Source organism: Baaleninema sp., from assembly GCF_049974805.1.
Classification (GTDB): Bacteria; Cyanobacteriota; Cyanobacteriia; order Cyanobacteriales; family Geitlerinemataceae; genus Baaleninema.
This window is the reverse complement of record NZ_JBNGCO010000095.1, coordinates 2,596-19,859: the sequence shown is the minus strand read 5'-3', so window position 1 is coordinate 19,859 and position 17,264 is coordinate 2,596. Positions and strand designations below refer to the sequence as shown.

Below are 17,264 nucleotides of genomic sequence, written 5' to 3'. Positions count from 1 at the left end.
AGATGGGACTCGACGTGCGGTCGTTTGAATGTCCGCAATGTGGTCAGATTCACGATCGAGACATCAACGCGGCAACAAATATCAAAAATGAAGGCTTGCGGATACTGGCCTCGGGAACCGGGGCAACTGCGACGTGGAGGGAATGTAAGTCCAAAGGGAGGTCGAACTCGTTCGACGCTTCCCGAGGCAATTCCCATTGAAGCTGGAAGCCACTCATCAATCGCCTCGCGATGATGAGTGGTAGTTCACCGGAATTCTTGGTTGGCAAGGATAATCGGAAATCGCAGTCGCCATCGTTCTGCTTCTCTCTCGAGTTCGATTCTGTCTCGGACTCTGACAGCTCCGGCAAAGTACGCTAAGCTCGAATCCAATCGACAAATGTAGATGAAAATTACAAAACTATGGAAATCCCTGCATGGATGGATTGGGTCGTCGTGGGATTTGCGGCGGCTCTGCTCCTCGGTAGCGGCCTCGTCATGTCTAACGGCGCCATCGAAGACGAGCAGAAGTTACAACGGCCGAAATCTAAACCTAAAAAATAACTCTTTTCTAACTGGCTGGGTTAGGTTTGTCCTCGATCGATCGGCTATCGCCAGTTATTCGCCGCGCGATCGAGGACGTAAGCCGCCACATCAGCGATTTCTTCATCGCTGAGTCGATCTCCATAGGCTGACATATTATTTTTTCCGTACTTCACCAATTCGGCGATCGACTCCGGAGTATCCCGCCCGTAACGCTTCAAAGCTCGTTGTTTCAGCGTTTTTCCCCGACGGACGATATTGCCGCCGTTCACGTGACAGCCCACGCAATACTGCTCGAAAATCGCCTCGCCTTTACTCAAATCCGCCGCCTGCACCGCCGTTCCCGACAAGCTCCACAGCAAAAGTAAGATTAGTAATTTATAGTAGATAATTGACAGTCGATCGCGTCGCTTCATTTTTATCGTCAAATCTTTAACATAATTAAATCTTTTTGTCAACCCCCCCCAACCCATCATCCCCTCATCCCCTCATCCCCTCATCCCCTCAACGCCCCAAAGGTAACACCACCGTAAACGTCGTTCCTTTTCCTTCCTGACTGCTGACGGAAATAGAACCGCCATGTAAATCCACCGATCGCTTGACGATGGCCAAGCCTAACCCCGTTCCGGGGATTTTCCCCACGTTTTTCGCCCGGTGAAACGGCTCGAAGAGCCGATGTTGCTCCTCTGGGGCGATTCCGATACCCGAATCGCTCACCTGAAAGCAAATGCGATCGCCCTCGAAGGCTGCTTTAAGAATCACCGTTCCCCCTTCAGGCGAATATTTCACCGCGTTCGAGAGTAAATTGTTGAGTAAATGCCACAAAAGTTTCTCGTCGAGATAGGCTTTCTGAGGCCTTCCCACCACCGCAAACTCGATCGAATACCCCTGTCCCGCCCCAAAGGAAATCGCTTCGATTAAGTCCCGACAAAAGGACTCGACATCCATCCAATTGCGTTGAAACGGCAATTTTCCCGATTCCACCCGACCGAAAGTCAGCACATCTTCGAGGAGTTGGTTCATACTGGCCGTACTGGACAAAATACGCTGGAGGTACTTTTGTTTCTTCTCCATCGACCAGACTTCGCTGAAATGCTCTAACATTTCCGCCGAGGACTGAATCACCGTCAGCGGCGTTCTAAATTCGTGTGAAGTCATCGAGAGATATTGACTTTTTAAGTCGCTGTTTTCCTCGGCGGCTTGTTGTTGTTGGCGGGTTGTCTCTAAAGCGTTTTGCAGTTCTCGTTCCGCTTGGTGGCGAGTCAGGGCAATTTCGATCGTTACCTGCAATTCCCGGTCTTTAAAAGGCTTGAGGACGTAACCCAGGGGAACCGTTAATTTCGCCCGTTCTAGAGTAGCTCGATCGGCGTTAGCTGTTAAATACACCACAGGCAAGTTCAGACGTTCTCGGATGACGCGAGCCGCTTCGATACCGTCGATTTCCCCCTGTAACATAATATCCATCAACACGAGATCGGGAAGCTCTTTCGTCGCGGCTTCGATCGCTTCTTCTCCCGACGCCACAATATCCGCAATCTCGTATCCCAAATTTTCTAGGCGGTAAGCGATATCGTCGGCGACGATCGCTTCGTCTTCGACGATTAGAATGCGAATCTCAGACATAGCGTCAGCTCAACCTCGCGTGCGATCTCGAAGGGGAGAAAACGTCACTTGGAAAACGGCTCCATTTCTGTTATACATCTCTAGTTTGCCTCGGAGTTGGCGAGTGAGCGATCGCACTAAACGCAGTCCCAAGGAGGTGGTTCGCGCGATGTCTAAATTTTCGGGGAATCCTACCCCCGTATCGCTGACTTTCAGAACCAGTCGCTCGTCCTGGCTGAGTTTTCGGAACTCTAAGGAAGTTTTACCCGATCGACCCTCGGGAAAACCATGTTTTAACGAGTTAGAAATGAGTTCGTTCACCAGCAGTCCGCAAGGAATCGCCGTATCCAAGTTTAACGAAATCGGCTCGACGTTCGTTTCTAGTTGCACTAAATTAAAACTCACGTGATAAGAAGAAAATAGCGTATGGGCTAAGTTCTGTACGTAATCGGCAAAATCCACATTAGAAAAGCTATCGGATTGATATAGCTTTTCGTGAATTAATGCCATTGTACGGATGCGATTTTGGCTCTCTTCTAAAATTGAAAGAATTCGGTCTTCTTCAGTGAATTGAGACTGCAACGAAAAAATACTCGAAATCACTTGCAGGTTGTTTTTAACCCGATGGTGAACTTCCTTAAGCAGTAACTCTTTATCGTGTAAAGAAGTTTTTAACTCGAACTCCGCCTGTTTAAGTCCGCTGATATCGATACCGACCGACACCGCAGACCGACCGCGATCGTATTTCTGAGACACCATTAAATAAGTATGGAGTTGTCCGCGAACTGTCGTCTCGATCTCGCAAGCCATTTGACTGTCGCTCGATTGAAAAAAGCGATCGATCCACTGAGCAAATTCCGACTGTCGGTCTTGAAAACCAACCATACGTCCCACAAACGCTTCCGTCGGTAATCCGTAACTATCGGCCAGATGTTGGTTGACGCCGAGATAATAAGCCCGACTTTCGTTGACATCGTAACTCATCCAAGACACCAGACCGGGAACGGCATCTAACACCGCTTGCAGTCGGTCTTTCGCCTGTTGTAACTCGGTTTCGGCCTGTTTGCGATCGCTGATATCAGTCCAATATCCCAAAATTTCGACTGGATTTCCCGCCTCGTCGCGAATCAGCTTCAACTGATCGTAAACCCAGTGATAGCACCCGTCGGCGAACCGAAATCGGTATTCGTGGTTATAACAGTCCGTCTCGAACACCTGCTGTACGTCTTCAAACACGCGGGCGACGTCGTCCGGGTGAAGGCAACTTCCCCAAAAGTTGGGAGCGGACACGAACTGCTCTGCCTTATATCCCGTAAGGGATTCGACGTTTTCGCTCATGTAGGTGGCGGCGAAATCATCCCCCGTTTTACAACTGTAAATCACCCCAGGACTCGACACGAGCAGGTATTCCAACCGTTCCTGCGCTAAATGGCGTTCTAACTCCGCTTGCTTGGCTTCGGTGATGTCGTTTTGAATTCCCAAATAATGGGTGACGGTGTTCTCGGTATCGTAAATCGGAGAAATGGAAATTTCGTTCCAGAACATCCGGCCGTCTTTGCGATAGTTGCGAAGCACCACCGTGCAACTTCCCTGATACTTTAACGCCTCTCGCAGTTCGTCAATTTCCGGTTGCTGGCGATCGACCCCTTGCAAAAACCGGCAGTTGCGTCCCAGCACCTCCTCGGCAGTATACCCCGTGATTTGCTCGAACGCCGGGTTGACGTAAATCAGCGGATAGTCCGGTTGCTGAGCGTCCACGATGACGATACCGTTGCTGCTGGCTTCGATCGCCCGTTGGTTGAGGCGCAGGCGTTCTTCGGTACGCTTGCGATCGGTAATATTGCTAGAGACACCGATGAGTTGCGTGGGTTTTCCCTCCTCAGTCCGGGCAAACACCGCCTCGCGACTCAACATCCACCGCCATTCGCCGTTGGCGTGACGCAGCCGATATTCAGTTTCCAGAACCGTGGCGTCGTCGATGTCGTCGAAGCGACTGAACCCCTGCACGATATGCTCCCAGTCGTCGGGATGGATGAGTTCGGCTAATATCCCCTCTCCCATGGCCGCGATCTCCTCGGGAGAATACCCCAACAGCACTTGAATCTCTTGGTTGACGTAGACATTGCGCCCTTGAACCAGATCGTAAATATACAAAATGTCGGGAATGGCATCGGCCACCCGCTGAATAAATCGCTGGCTTTCTCGCAGTTGTTGTTCGGCCTGTTTGCGATCGCTGATATCCGTAGAAATCCCGCCGATGGCGTAGGAACGCCCCGCATCGTCTTTGAGGGGAAATTTAATCGAAAGATAAGTCAGGGTTTTCCCATCCAGGGGAACCCGTTCTTCAAATTCCTCGGGACTTTCCCGCTGGATAACCCTGAGATCGTTGTCTCGAAATTGCTCGGCGATGTCGGACGAGATCAGTTCCGCGTCCGTTTTGCCGATAATCTCCTGCGGCGTCAGGTCAAACAACTCTGAAAACCGGGAATTCACCAGCAAATATCGCCCCTGGAGATCCTTAAGGTAGAGGACAGAGGTGGTGTTGTCGAGAATCGCTTGCAGCCGTTGTTGAGACTCCCGCAGGGCGTCTTCCGCTCGTTTTCGATCGCTGGCGTCCCGCACGATGCAGACGATACCCCCGTCGTCGAGTGCGGTCAGCGAAATATCTTGGGGATAGGTACTGCCATCGCGCCGCAACCCCAGTACTTCGCCGCGCCATTCTCCCCGTTCTCGCAGTTGGGGGAGGGCGTCCCGCCGCAAACGCTCTCGTTCTTCTTCTCGGTAGAGGACGCGCCAACTGCGGCCGATGAGTTCGTCGGGTAAATCGTAACCGTAAACCTTGAGATGGGCGGGGTTGAGGTAAACGTAGCGTTCTTCGGCGTTGAGAATGGCGATACCGTCTTGGGCGGCGTTCATGGCTTTGGCTTGTTGCCGCAGCAGGGCTTCAGTGCGGCGACGTTGGGTAATGTCTTCGTAGGTGACGAGGAGACCGATAACGTTGCCGTCGTCGTCGTGGAGGGGAATGCGGTTGACGTCCAACCACGCCATGCCCCCCTCGGGACGGCGAATTTCTTCGATGACGTGGCATTCGGGGGTATCGGTCTCCATCACCCGTTGATGGCAGACGCCGCAAAGTTCGATATCGATCGAATAGTCGGGAAGGTCGCGATCGCGCTGTCCGATGAGGTCTTCAGGGCGATCGAATCCTTTATCTCGGGCAAAGGTTCGGTTGCAACCTCGATACACGGCATCTCGGTCTTGCCAGAAAATGGCTTGAGGAATGTTGTCGATGACCAGGTTCAGAAAGGCTTGAGACTGACGCAGTTCTAGTTCGGCTTGCTTGGCGTCGGTGATGTCTCGCACGATGACGATGGTTTCGTTGGCGGCGCTGGCGGTAACGCGGGCTTCCCAATACCGAACTTGACCGTCAATGGGCATGTGATACTCGAAGGATTGCAGCGATCGCGTGGCTAAGGCGTTTTCCACCGCTGCGATCGTCATCGACGCCACCTCCGGCGGTAAAACTTGGGCGATATGTTTGCCGAGAAAGTCGTTGGGCGACATCCACAGCAAGCCGTCCGGGGGACTGTGGTAGTTGACGAACACCCCGTCCCCCCGAATGCGGAAGAGTAAGTCCGGTAAGGCGTCGATGAGGGCGCGATTGGTGGCGTAGCTGCTGCGAAGCCGTTCGTCGGCCTGGCGACGATCGCTCACATCTCGGGCGATTCCTCGATATCCCTGTAAGTCCCCTTCACCGTCGAACACGGGGACGCCGCTGGCTTCGATAACCACTTCCTCCCTCGTCTGAGCGTGGAGAAACAGGGCTTCGTGGTTGCGAAACGCTTCCTGTTGGCTCGCCACCTCTAAGAAGATTTCGTAATTCCGCTGGGCGTCATTGGAGGTCATGAAATCCCAAGGATAACGATCGAGCAATTCTTCGGGGTTGAGACCGAGAATCTCTTCCACTTGGGGACTGGCGTAGGTGAATTTTCCTTGAAGGTCGGATTCCCAAACCCAATCGCTACTGGCTTCGACCAGGTTGCGAAATCGCTGTTCGCTCTGTTGCAGGGCTTCGGTAGCCCGGACTCGTTCCAGTTCGGCGGCGGCTCGAGCGGCAAAGACTTGTAAGATCGATCGATTGTAGGCGGGGTCTTGACAGGGTTGCCTGTCGATAACGCACAGATGACCGATGGGGTTGCCCTCGGTATCCCGCAAACAGACCCCCAGATAACTTTCCGCCTCGAAACAGGCTAAGTCGGGGTCTTTGGGGAAGGCTTGGCGCACGCCGGACGGGTAACAGCAAAATCCGGTTTCTAAGGTAATTTGACTCGGACTCCCCTCAATGCGGGAACTAAAGTTAGATTGGAGTTCTCCATCCGACCATACTGCCAGAGCTTGCAGGCGATCGCCCTGAAGTTTGGAGACCAGAACGTTCGGTACGTCCAACGCCGTGGCGATATGTTGAACCAAGGCCGGGAAAAAGTCCCGTCCGGTCACAGCGGCGGTTCCGGACACCAGGCTGGTTAAAGCCGCATCGATGCGCTGGCGTCGCGCCATTTCCGTTTCTAGGCGATCGATCGTCTCTTGCAGTTGTTGGGTTCGCTCTCGTACTTGAGCTTCCAGTTCTCGATTGACTGCTTGGAGTTGCTGTTGGCTGCGTTTGCGTTCGCTGATGTCTTGTCCTTCCACCACCAACAACAGGGTTCGATCGATTTCCCAAACCACCGGCTTTACCGACAAATCTAAAACCACCGCTGCTTCAGTTTGAGGATGGGTAAATTCCAAATCGAACTGTACCGCGTCCCCCGCCGCCGCCTGTCGCACCGCTTGGCGCACTTGGGCTTTCGCACTTTCCTCCAGACGCCACCATTTTCCCTCCCAAAAGAGATCGCCCAGAATTTCAGACAAGGACAAATCCGCGAAGTCCAACACCCGCTGATTGGCTTCGGCGAGGGTACCATCGGGCATTAACAGCCAGATAAAATTGAAGGCGCGATCGAAAATACAGCGAAAGCGCGTTTCGTTGGCTTCTAAAGCCAGTTGCGCGAAATGCCGTTCGCTCAAGTCGTGCAGGGCGATCGACCATCCCTTCGCCGACTCCCCCACCTCCCCCACAGCCGTCACCGTACAATCGACCGACACCGACGAGCCGTTTTTAGCCCTTAACAGTAAGTTCTGGAAATGACGGGGCGATTCCCAAGACTCTAGAGCCGAAACCGACAACTCTACAGCTTGAAACCTCTGGGGACTCACTAACCGTAAAACCTCCTTCAGAGGCCGTCCGATCGCCGCTTCCGCCGCCTGTCCAGTCAGCTGCTCCGCCACCGCGTTGAACGCCGTTACTGTTCCGGTGCGATCGATCGTCACCACACCATCCCGCAGCGTTGAAAGGGTCGCGGACAACCACAGATCTCGATCGTCATCTCGCTCGTCTGACCTCATTACCACAAATTTATTAATTTGTCAATATCTTGTCAATATTATACTCGATCGAAACGAGATCGATCGACCCCTAAGAGGCCAGCCGCGTACCCGTCAAACAAGACCCCGTCAACAGCGTTCCATCCAGTTTCGCATCTCCCACATTGGCACAGAGCAAATTCGCCCGAACCAAATTCGCCCCAGACAAATTCGCCCCAGACAAATTCGTTTCTTCAAGATTCGCTTCCGTTAACAAAGCCCCTTGCAAATCCGCATAACTGAGATCGGCCCCAGACAAATTCGCCCCAGACAAATTCGCCCCGCGCAAATCCGCCCCGCGCAAATCCGCCCCTTGCAAATTGACCCCCATCAAATTCGCCCCGCTCAAAAAAGCGCCACTGAGTACCCCTTGCTGAAGCGTCGCCCCCATCAAATTCGCCCCTCGCAAGTTGCTACCCCGCAAATCCGCCTCAGTAAAATCCGCTTGCATCAAATTCGCACCCAAAAAACTGGCACGAGCGTCCGCTTGATAAAGAGAAGCCCCCAGAAGGTTCGCCCCTTCCAGGCGACTCGTTTCCAATTGACTCCCCGAGAGGTTCGCCCCGACGAGATTCGCCCCGGCTAGATCGATTCCACGCAAGTTAAAACCAGACAGATCCTGCTCTTCAAGATCGACCCCTCGCAGATGGTCGAACTGTCTCGATTTGAGAATTTCAATATTTTTCATCATCAATTTCGATGCCAACACAAGATAATTTTTACCCGGTTAATTTGACGTTAAATCTCCCCCTCTCATCACAGCATCACCCCATTACCTCAGACTCATCCGGGTGATGGTCTAACAACCACATTCCCGAACTAATTTTGAAAGTTTCCTGGGGTAGCGTCATCCCCTGCTGCATTCCCAACACCAGCAACGCCAAAGTTTCCACCAGTTTGGGGTCCCACCGAGAACCACTACCCCCCTGACACTCCGACATCGCCATCGATAACGCCTCTTCCCGACTGTGATGGCGAGATAACTGAGTCACTCGCCCTTGGAAATACGCCAGCAATCCCAAAATTCGCGATTCCACCGGAATGCCGTCATAACTGAGTCCGGCAGGTTGTCCCGAACCATCCCAGCATTCGGTTTGATGAGTCACGATTTTCGCCACCGCCCGCAGTTGCGGCATCGTCCGCAGCACTTGCGCCCCCGTGCGTAACGGACAACTCGGAGCCTCTTCGTTGTGGGCGGACAACTTCTCGGAATTGCTACCGGGTAGATAATCCAGCCGGTGGAGTAATCCCGCCAAGCGCAACCGTTTGAGTTGCCATGCCTGAAGATCGAGTAGTTGTCCCATCATCTCGCACAGCGACGAAACTTCCGTAGCCGCCATCGGGTTTTCCGTATCCGTTAAGTCAATTAGTTGCGCCATGCGCAGAAAGGCTTGCAACTTGTTGGAAACGATGTTCCGTTCCAATTGCGTTTGATGGGGAAACGGCGTCGAGTCCACCTGTTTTTCTAAGTCCCCGTGGCTGGTTTTGAGATAATCCACCACTCGCGAGACGATACCGCTTAAATCTTCAGTGCGATCGACCTGAGTCTCTCCTTCGATCTCCTTGACTTGGACGCTCAGTCGCTCTCGTACTGCTTCGTCGTATTTGCCGATATGTTCGATCGACAACCGCACCGCCTCGATTACCAATTCCGGCTCGAACGTCCAAAATCCATAAAACTTCCGTTCCACATCCACCTCGGGAACCCCCTCAGCACCGTAATCCTCCGGTAAGAGTTCCTGACACATCACCATCGCCGTATAGTTCGGCGATAAAATCATCAGATGCCACTCTTGCGCCACCGGATCGTCTGGGGATAACGCTACGAACGAAACGTTGTCGTTTTCACTGGCGGTTCGATCGGCAAATCCTGCCTCGGCTGTGGCTAAAATCGCAATATCTCGCGATTTTTCAGCCAAGTCGTTATAACGCTCGGCTTCTTGTAAGTACCATTTACCCCGTTGAAAGGCGGCAACGATAACAGGTTGGCATTCCGATTCGAGAATGCTGTCTTCGAGGGCGTGACATAGCGCAATTAAGGTGTTTTTATAATAAACTCCGTAGTTGAGCGGCGTTTTGCTGGTTTTCCCTTGACCGTGACTGTCAACGAGTTTTTTTAAGATCGATCCCTTCAGCATTTCGACGGTTCGAACCATTGCTACTTCCGATCTGAATTATAATGGATAGTTATTTTGCCAGCAGGGACACCGGAAATCTTCAACCCTGAGTCTCCCTCTCGAAACCTCCGCACAGCGCCCTCGAAAGCCGTTTTTCAAGCCCTCCAGAATCTATAACCCTCTTCAAACAACTTTTCCCACAGTTTGCCTGGCGCCCCTCTCAAGTCCTTGACAAGACTCAAAAAAACTGAGAAAATTAAATTGTATTTTTATATAGTGGTTTTTTATCAAGTTAGTTGATTTTTTAGTCAATATTGCCAACAGAATTCAAGAATTCCCCTCAAGTCCTTGACAAGACCCAAAAAAACTGAGAAAATTAAATTGTATTTTTATATAGTGGTTTTTTATCAAGTTAGTTGATTTTTTAGTCAATACACAAAATCAACATAGCCAACAAAACTCAAACAGGGATTTCTGCCAAGTCACCCAAAACCTCTCAGTGTTCTCTGTATCTGGGTGTTCTCTGTATCTGGGTGTTGAGGACTGTTCCAACCTAAGATCGAGGCGGAGAAGAATAAGCATCAAGGAAACTGCGTAACTGCTTGACCTGAAAGCTTTTCGCAAATTCCAGCACCCGATCGGCAAAAGGCGCGAACTGAGGACTATCCGCCTTCAGCGCCTCCGCCTCCAAACTCAACCGTTTCAAATTGCCCTGAAGCGTCAACTCCTGTAACCGCTCGAGGCGATCGAGCGGTGGCGGCTGAATGTCCGTATCCACCCGCTTCGCGGCCTCCCGGGGTTCGGGGGGTTCGGCGTAAAGCCACCGACAGCCCAACAAATCTTCAAGGGTTTGCAACACTCGATCGCGAGATAGGGGCTTAGAGAGGAAAGCATCAGCACCAGTAGCTAAAGCCACCTCTCGATCGCGATCGAAGGCACTGGCCGAACAGACCACAATCTTCAATGGCGAATTCGATCGAGCGGATCGAAACCGCTCGATCGCCTCCACAGCGCCCCCATCCGGCAACATCCAATCCACAAAAACCACATCGATCGAATCCGTTTCCAACAAATGCAACGCCGAACCCAGATCCGCCGCTTCCCGAATCGGACAACCGAGATCCCCCAACCAGGCAGCCAACACCGCCCGTCCATAATCACTATCATCCACAGCCAACACCGTCGGCGGCATTCCCTCAACACCAACCACCAAAGACATCTTGCCCGTCGAAGGACGTTCCCAACGCTCGGCCACCTCCAACACCAACTCAAAACTGAAAACACTGCCCTCTCCCAATTGACTTTCAACCGATAACGTACCGCCCATGGCCTGAACGATTTTCTGACCGATCGACAACCCCAATCCCGTCCCCTCAGCCTGCTTGCGTCGATCGCCCACCTGCTCGAAAGGCTGAAAAATTTTCTCGATCTGTTCGGGAGTCATCCCCACCCCCGTATCGAGAACCTCAAAGCGAACCCGACAGGAAGTCGGCCTTAGCAGAGGAGACGCCCCGTTCGACGAAACACCATGGCCCGAAAAATCCTCCAGCGGTTCCAGCAGCGTAGCGCGGAACACCACCCCCCCCGTATCCGTAAACTTAATCGCGTTGCCCAACAAATTCAAAAACACCTGACGCAAGCGTTTCTCGTCCGCCCGCACCCCAACCGGAAGTCTCACGTCCAAATCGCAATCAAACGAAATCCCTTTCTGATAAGCACGAATAGCGCACATTTGCACCACACCCTGCAAAAACCCTAAAAAATCGAATTCACTCGGCTGTAACTCGAACTTCCGAGCTTCGATTTTCGACAAATCCAGCACGTCGTTAATCAACGTCAACAAATGCGTACCGCACTGATAAATCGCCGCCAAGCCGTCCCGTTGCTTCGCCGTCACCCGAGAATCCCGTTGCAAGATATCCGCATAGCCGAGAATGCCATTGAGGGGCGTTCGCAGCTCGTGGCTCATATTAGCCAAAAACTCACTTTTCGCTTGATTGGCGGCGTCAGCCCGTTGCTTGGCAACTTCTAACTCCCGAGTGCGATCGCTAACCTTCTCTTCCAACACCGAAGAATACTCTCGAAGTCGATCGTTAGCCTCCTCCAGTTGTTCGTTAGCTTTTTCCAGTTTTTCGTTCATCGTTTTCAGCTTCAACTGACTGTAATAGTTCGACACCGCCAAACTCGTGGCCACCACCGCCACAGCCGGAGACACCACCGGCACCAAACTCCCCGTCACGAATCCAATATAAGTAACGCCAGCCAGAGGAATCCAACAGATGGCCATTCCCGAAAGCGAACTACACCAGAGAGAATTGACACCACAACGATGACGGACTAACAGCCGCCAGACGATCGAACCGCTAATAAACGACCAAGTGGCAATCCACAACCATTCCTCCTCCTGAGTCCAGGGTTGCAACAGGGGGCGTCCGTCGAGGGCTGCCGATAACAAATGACTGGCGATGTGAGCGTGAACTTCCACCCCGTTCATGGCAGAAGATCCCGTACCGTAAGGCGTAGGAAAGACATCTTTCGTACTGCTGGCCGTCGAACCGATGAGAACAATGCGATCGAGAAAGAAATTCGACGGCACATCTCCCGAAAGCACCTGACTCAGCGACACCCGAGGAAAACTACCGTTTCCGCCGCGATAGTTGAGAAAAATCTGATAGCCTCCAGAAACCGCTTCCGAATAGCCACCAATCGGCTTTCGCAGGGGGAAGAAAGTGGTTTTTCCAAGACGATAACAAGATTCGCAGCCCGAAATCGGCTCTAAAGCAATCCCTTCCTGTTCCAAATACTTCAAACTTAAATCCACCCCCAAACCGAACCGCAAGCGGCCGTTAATGCGGGAAGAAATCAGCGCCCGTCGAACTTTACCGTCCCCATCCTCCATCAAATCCGCCAAACTGACGCGCCCCAGTCGAGCCAACGTCGGCGGCGGGGCGACCGTATCTTCTCCGAGAGCTTTTTCAATGCCCATTAAATTCGGCGTCGATTCCATCACCTCCACCAAACGAGCGTATCCCGGTTCCTCCGGCAAATCCCGGTACAAATCTAACCCGATCGCCCGAGGAGACTGACGCCGCACCCGATCGATCACCTCAGCCAGAACCGCATCCGGCACCGGCCACTCTCCCACACGGCGAATGTCCGCTTCGCCAATCGCCAAAATCACGATGCGCGAATCCGCCGGCGCGTCCGGACGCAGACGAAATAGCGTGTCGATGGCCACACGCTCGAATAATTGAAAGCCGCCAAAGGTGGCGGTAAAACTCACGACCAACGCCACTGGCGGGGCGGTGAAAAACACCCCCTGCCAGCGACTAAACCAATTCCTTAACCGTTGCCACATCTCGGGGTCGAGTTGACGGAGGTGGAATTGACGAAGGGGCGATCGGCGATCGCCTCGAGTCCGACTTGAGCCAAAAGGTCGCGCCATTCAGTTGCTAAAGCGTTGCTATTAGGGTGAGCGCGTCGCAACGCAGCAAGAACTTCGAGGGCGTCGTACCAAACTCCGGAACCTCCGTAAGCAGCAGCCAACTCGAGGCTGTTCGCCTTCGAGTTAAGACCGTCCTGCTCCGGAGACTGGGGGACTCGCCGCACCCATCCTGAAGCACTGGGACTATCCGGACGCAGTCGATCGCCCATGACGATAGCTGCGTACCACTGATAGTCTTGTCCGAGTTCGAGTTCTCCGGCCTCGGGCGGAAGCGTTAACTGAACAATGCCCTCACAGCCGGAAATCGAAAAAAACCCTTGATAGTGGGGAAAACGGCGAACGGTGTCGCGATCGGTCCTTTCGTACTCGTGCAGGCTGAAAAACAGTTGCCGAGCAACAGTTTCAGGCACGTAGACGAAAAACGACGGACGAGCAGAAACGGTTCTGCCATAGTAATTATCTGGAACGAGCGGCGTCAGCGAGACGAGTTGTTCCGACTCCGAGTCTTGACTCGAAACCGTCAATTCGCTTTCGCTACGGGAGGCTCCGCCCCCACTTTCATCGGGTGCATCGTCCTCGGGCGGTTCAAATTCCCAGTGATGGCGAGATCCGCCGCCTCCGCTTTCATCCGGAGCATCAGGATCTTGAGGAGGTGGCTCGAAACGCACCATTCCCCGAGACCCTCCGCCACCACTTTCAGGAGGCGCGGGGGGTTCGTCAGGAGGCGGCTCGAAGCGCACGATTCCACTGAGTTCGCTGCGTTGAGAACTGGAACAAGTGGCGTCCGTTGCATCCGAAGCTGACAGTTCGTCCGAAGACGAGCCAGCAGACGGAATGGAGAACGACACTTTGGGGTAGAAGATGCACCCGATCGCTGCGATCGTAGCAAATGACGCGCACGCGATCGAACGATGGCTAGTCAACATAAGTTTGCTGGTTTGCGCGGTAATAAAACTTAATTTTAAGCAAGAATTTCCACCAGCACGTTAAATTAATACTTATGTCAGTTGTAATTATTCAGGGATTTCTGATATTTACCGCAAGTTTCAACGATTTCTGGAAGTATAAAGCCGGAAATTTCCAGAAATATAGACCCAAAACCCGCGTAAAATCTACAACTCACAAGGAAGCCCTTTATCTCTAGTTTAATCCAACCCGCCAATCAAGCCAACCAACGCCGATATCTGGTGAGAGGATGCCGCGAACAGTTTCCCTAGGGTGCCTGATTTGAAAAATCGGGTGTGAATCCTGACACCGAGAAATCGTCACACACCACCAACCTACACCGCCTCACCCCATCTCACCATCCCCCCATCACCCCCTCACCCCCTCACCCCCTCACCCCCTCACTACCGCCGAAGATGCCGGGGATCTCGCATGAGATACATACTTTGTTAATTTTGTCAACCCCCGATCTCGAAAAGTTTTCTAGCGCCAATTCCCAATCGTCACGAAGGGGGCCCAGAAAAAAGGATGATTGTAAGGAGACTCTCGCAAAAGATGAAGTTGAGCTTGGCGCAGCGCCTCCGCTTTACTCGGACGCGGCTGTTGCGTCATTTGGCGGTAAAATTCATCCATCAGTTGAGTGGTCGATCGATCGCGCACCGACCACAGCGTTGCTAAGGTACTGCGAGCGCCCGATCGAACCGCTACCCCCGCCAACCCCAACACGGCGCGATCGTCCCCCAACGCCGTTTGACAGGCGCTTAAGACCAACAGATCGATCGCCTGACCGAAACGGTTGACTTGCAACCATCGATCGAGTTCTCGCACGTTCAAGCGTCCGTCCCAGGTGAGCAAAAAAGTCTCGTCAGCATTAGAACTGAACTGTCCGTGAGTCGCCAAATGCACGATATTAAAATCGCGCGATCGAACCTCCGTTTCCAGTTGTCCTTCCGTAAAATCGTCGTCTAAAAGAACCTGCGTCGGTAAATACTGAGTAATCCCCTCGATTTCCCTCGCCACCCCCGGAAGCGGCGGAAATCCCCCACGGCTTTCCGTCAGCCCCCCCGTGAGAACCTGGGGACGCTCCGGTAACGACGACTCAGGCGCGAACAAATACAAACTGGGACTGAGCGCCACCGCGTAGCGTTCGATGAGGTACTGTCTGCCGTCGTATAATGCCGCTATCGGCACTTTTTGTAATACCCCATCGAGAACGAACACCAGAGTTTCCACATCTTCTCTGGCTAAAAGGGGTTCTGCAGGTTTCAGCAGCCAGTCATAGAGCCTTTGAGAAATCTCGAGGCGATCGACATCGGAATACGCCAGATGTAGCGATTCCAGCAATTGCGCCACTCGTTCCTCCACCTGAGCTTGAGATACCGCCGTAGAATACAGTTGCAGCGGCTGTCCCGCCACCGAGAGAATCACAAACAGGCGATCGGATAACACAATCGGGTACACCACCGCCGCCTGGGGATCGATCGCATCTATCGACACCGGTGTTACATCCAAACAGGCTTCTCGGAAAAAGTTATCCAGTTCCGCCAGTTGCAACGATTCGATGGTCTGTCGCGCCTCAGCTAAAAGCCCGTTAAACTGCTCGGGAGCCGTCGATTGGTGCAATTCAGCTTTTTGCAACAGCAAACGGACAAATTCTCGATACACCGGTTCGACCAGATCGCGGAACGAAAAGCGCAAATCCGTATCGAACGACGCCAAATCCCCGCGAATGACCTTTAACATGGCAACCGCTTCCCGATAAGCGAAAATCGCCCCATCGAAGTCCTCCTGCCGTACCAAAACGCGCCCCAGCTGCCACTGCCACCGCGCCAGCAAATCCGACGCATCGATGGCCTGCGCCAGAGCCAAGGCTCGCTCCGTGAGGGTTTGCGCCTCTTCCAGTTGTCCCAGTCGTTCGTAGAGACGCCCCAGTTCCCCGAGGCTGTAAGATCGAGCGCGTCGATCGCCTAAATTCCCCGCTTCCGTCGCCGCTTCAACCAGCAATTGCGCCACCCCTTCCCTATCTTGAGGAGACAGACGCCACCAGCTTTCGGCCAAATTGACCCGAGCGTAGACTAAGCGGCGACTGGGGGGCAGACTCTCCAGCAGTTCTATAATTTCCGGAACGATCGATCGAGCCTTATCTAACTGGTCTGTATCGAGCCACAACCTCAACTGATTCAGTCGTACCTCCAATCGATCGATCCCCTCACTGCGCCGAGCCACCCACTCATAAGCCTCCAACGCCGTCTCCGTATTCCCCCAATCCCGCGCCGTCTCGCTCAAACTCAGCAACGCCTCGCGAATCCCCGTTCGATCGTTTAACGCCCGAGCCGCCGCCAAACTGCGCTCCAACACCCCCTGAGCCTCCCGCAAGCGTCCCATCCCGTGCAGCACCGTCCCCAAACTGCGCAACCCTCGCACCTTAAGAATCGAATCCGCAGAGTCCTCCAGCCGTTCCATCACCCCATCCAAAAGAACCTTCGCCCGTCGGTACAATCCCAACGTTTGCAGCGCCTGCCCCTGATTGATTTGACTCCCGAGCCGTCCCGCCTCGTCCCCCGTCTCCCCATAAGCCCGTTCCGCCTCCTGCCAAGTCAACAGAGCCGTTTCCGCATCCCCACGATTAAACTGCCACTGTCCCAGCGTATTAAGAAAAAGAGCGTAAACTTTCCATTGTACCTCTGTATCTAGCTCACCGTCAAGCATCGATCGCGCCCGTTCCAACAGCCCTCGCGCCTCCTCCCAGCGTCCGAGCCGTTGATATCCCAGAGACAAATAAATCCGACAGAGCGCCCCATTGAGTCGATCGTCCGCTCGATCGTACCCTTGCACCGCCAATTCCCACACCGACACCGCCTCCCCAAACCGCCCCGCCTCATAATATCCCTGCCCTCGAGCGATCGGGTCGAGAACAAGAGATTGAGAGAGAGGGGGATGAAGAGACGGCGAGATTGACAGAAGAGGAGATGAAGCGAAAAAAAGAGACAGGAGAGGGGCGATCGACCCCCCCATCAAAAACATTGACATTTTTATATTTTTATGGTAAAAAACACAAACCCCGTAGGGTGCCGTGACGCGGGGCAAAAAATTATCACCTCCCACCAACAAATGAAAATCCCGCGTCACGCACCGCCCCCCACCGACCCATAAAACACCTCCGTATCGGTTCCC

General features: G+C 53.3%; 10 protein-coding genes and 1 pseudogene. 2 read left to right on the top strand and 9 right to left on the bottom strand.

The annotated features are described in order from the left end of the window. Positions 1 to 2: 2 nt before the first annotated feature. Positions 3 to 50 (top strand): annotated as a pseudogene (locus ACP5D4_RS16560) (hypothetical protein); the annotation flags it as partial. Here the strand turns inward: ACP5D4_RS16560 and ACP5D4_RS16555 are convergent. Further along, positions 50 to 217 carry a hypothetical protein gene (locus ACP5D4_RS16555; RefSeq protein WP_428012731.1) on the bottom strand — a complete coding sequence of 56 codons (168 nt, stop codon included), beginning with the start codon at positions 215 to 217 and terminating at the stop codon, positions 50 to 52. The pseudogene ACP5D4_RS16560 and the gene ACP5D4_RS16555 overlap by 1 nt on opposite strands. A 184-nt stretch (positions 218 to 401) precedes the next feature. On the opposite strand from ACP5D4_RS16555, the gene ACP5D4_RS16550 reads away from it, so the two are divergent. Continuing rightward, on the top strand, positions 402 to 542 hold the full coding sequence (locus tag ACP5D4_RS16550; RefSeq protein ID WP_017659767.1) for a hypothetical protein: 141 nt from the start codon (positions 402 to 404) through the stop codon (positions 540 to 542). A 44-nt stretch (positions 543 to 586) separates the two neighbouring features. Here the strand turns inward: ACP5D4_RS16550 and ACP5D4_RS16545 are convergent, their stop codons facing one another. From ACP5D4_RS16545 to ACP5D4_RS16510, 8 genes are all read right to left on the bottom strand, one after another. Further along, positions 587 to 937: a c-type cytochrome gene (locus ACP5D4_RS16545; protein ID WP_428012730.1), complete on the bottom strand. Its 351-nt coding sequence runs from the start codon at positions 935 to 937 to the stop codon at positions 587 to 589. 88 nt (positions 938 to 1,025) lie between these two features. Beyond that, complete coding sequence (locus tag ACP5D4_RS16540) at positions 1,026 to 2,144, bottom strand: hybrid sensor histidine kinase/response regulator (protein ID WP_428012729.1); 1,119 nt, start codon at positions 2,142 to 2,144, stop codon at positions 1,026 to 1,028. Between the two features lie 9 nt (positions 2,145 to 2,153). Further along, the gene (locus ACP5D4_RS16535; RefSeq protein ID WP_428012728.1) at positions 2,154 to 7,526 is read right to left on the bottom strand and encodes a PAS domain S-box protein; all 5,373 of its coding nucleotides are present in this window, start codon (positions 7,524 to 7,526) and stop codon (positions 2,154 to 2,156) included. A gap of 109 nt (positions 7,527 to 7,635) precedes the next feature. Beyond that, the gene (locus ACP5D4_RS16530; protein ID WP_428012727.1) at positions 7,636 to 8,274 is read right to left on the bottom strand and encodes a pentapeptide repeat-containing protein; all 639 of its coding nucleotides are present in this window, start codon (positions 8,272 to 8,274) and stop codon (positions 7,636 to 7,638) included. Between the two features lie 73 nt (positions 8,275 to 8,347). Continuing rightward, on the bottom strand, positions 8,348 to 9,739 hold the full coding sequence (locus ACP5D4_RS16525) for a DICT sensory domain-containing protein (protein ID WP_428012726.1): 1,392 nt from the start codon (positions 9,737 to 9,739) through the stop codon (positions 8,348 to 8,350). A 514-nt stretch (positions 9,740 to 10,253) separates the two neighbouring features. Continuing rightward, positions 10,254 to 13,058 carry a CHASE2 domain-containing protein gene (locus ACP5D4_RS16520; RefSeq protein WP_428012725.1) on the bottom strand — a complete coding sequence of 935 codons (2,805 nt, stop codon included), beginning with the start codon at positions 13,056 to 13,058 and terminating at the stop codon, positions 10,254 to 10,256. Beyond that, the gene (locus tag ACP5D4_RS16515; RefSeq protein ID WP_428012724.1) at positions 13,043 to 13,993 is read right to left on the bottom strand and encodes a DUF928 domain-containing protein; all 951 of its coding nucleotides are present in this window, start codon (positions 13,991 to 13,993) and stop codon (positions 13,043 to 13,045) included. The genes ACP5D4_RS16520 and ACP5D4_RS16515 overlap by 16 nt, the downstream gene beginning before the upstream one ends. A gap of 580 nt (positions 13,994 to 14,573) precedes the next feature. Beyond that, positions 14,574 to 16,940 carry a CHAT domain-containing protein gene (locus ACP5D4_RS16510; protein ID WP_428012723.1) on the bottom strand — a complete coding sequence of 789 codons (2,367 nt, stop codon included), beginning with the start codon at positions 16,938 to 16,940 and terminating at the stop codon, positions 14,574 to 14,576. Between the last annotated feature and the right edge of the window lie 324 nt (positions 16,941 to 17,264).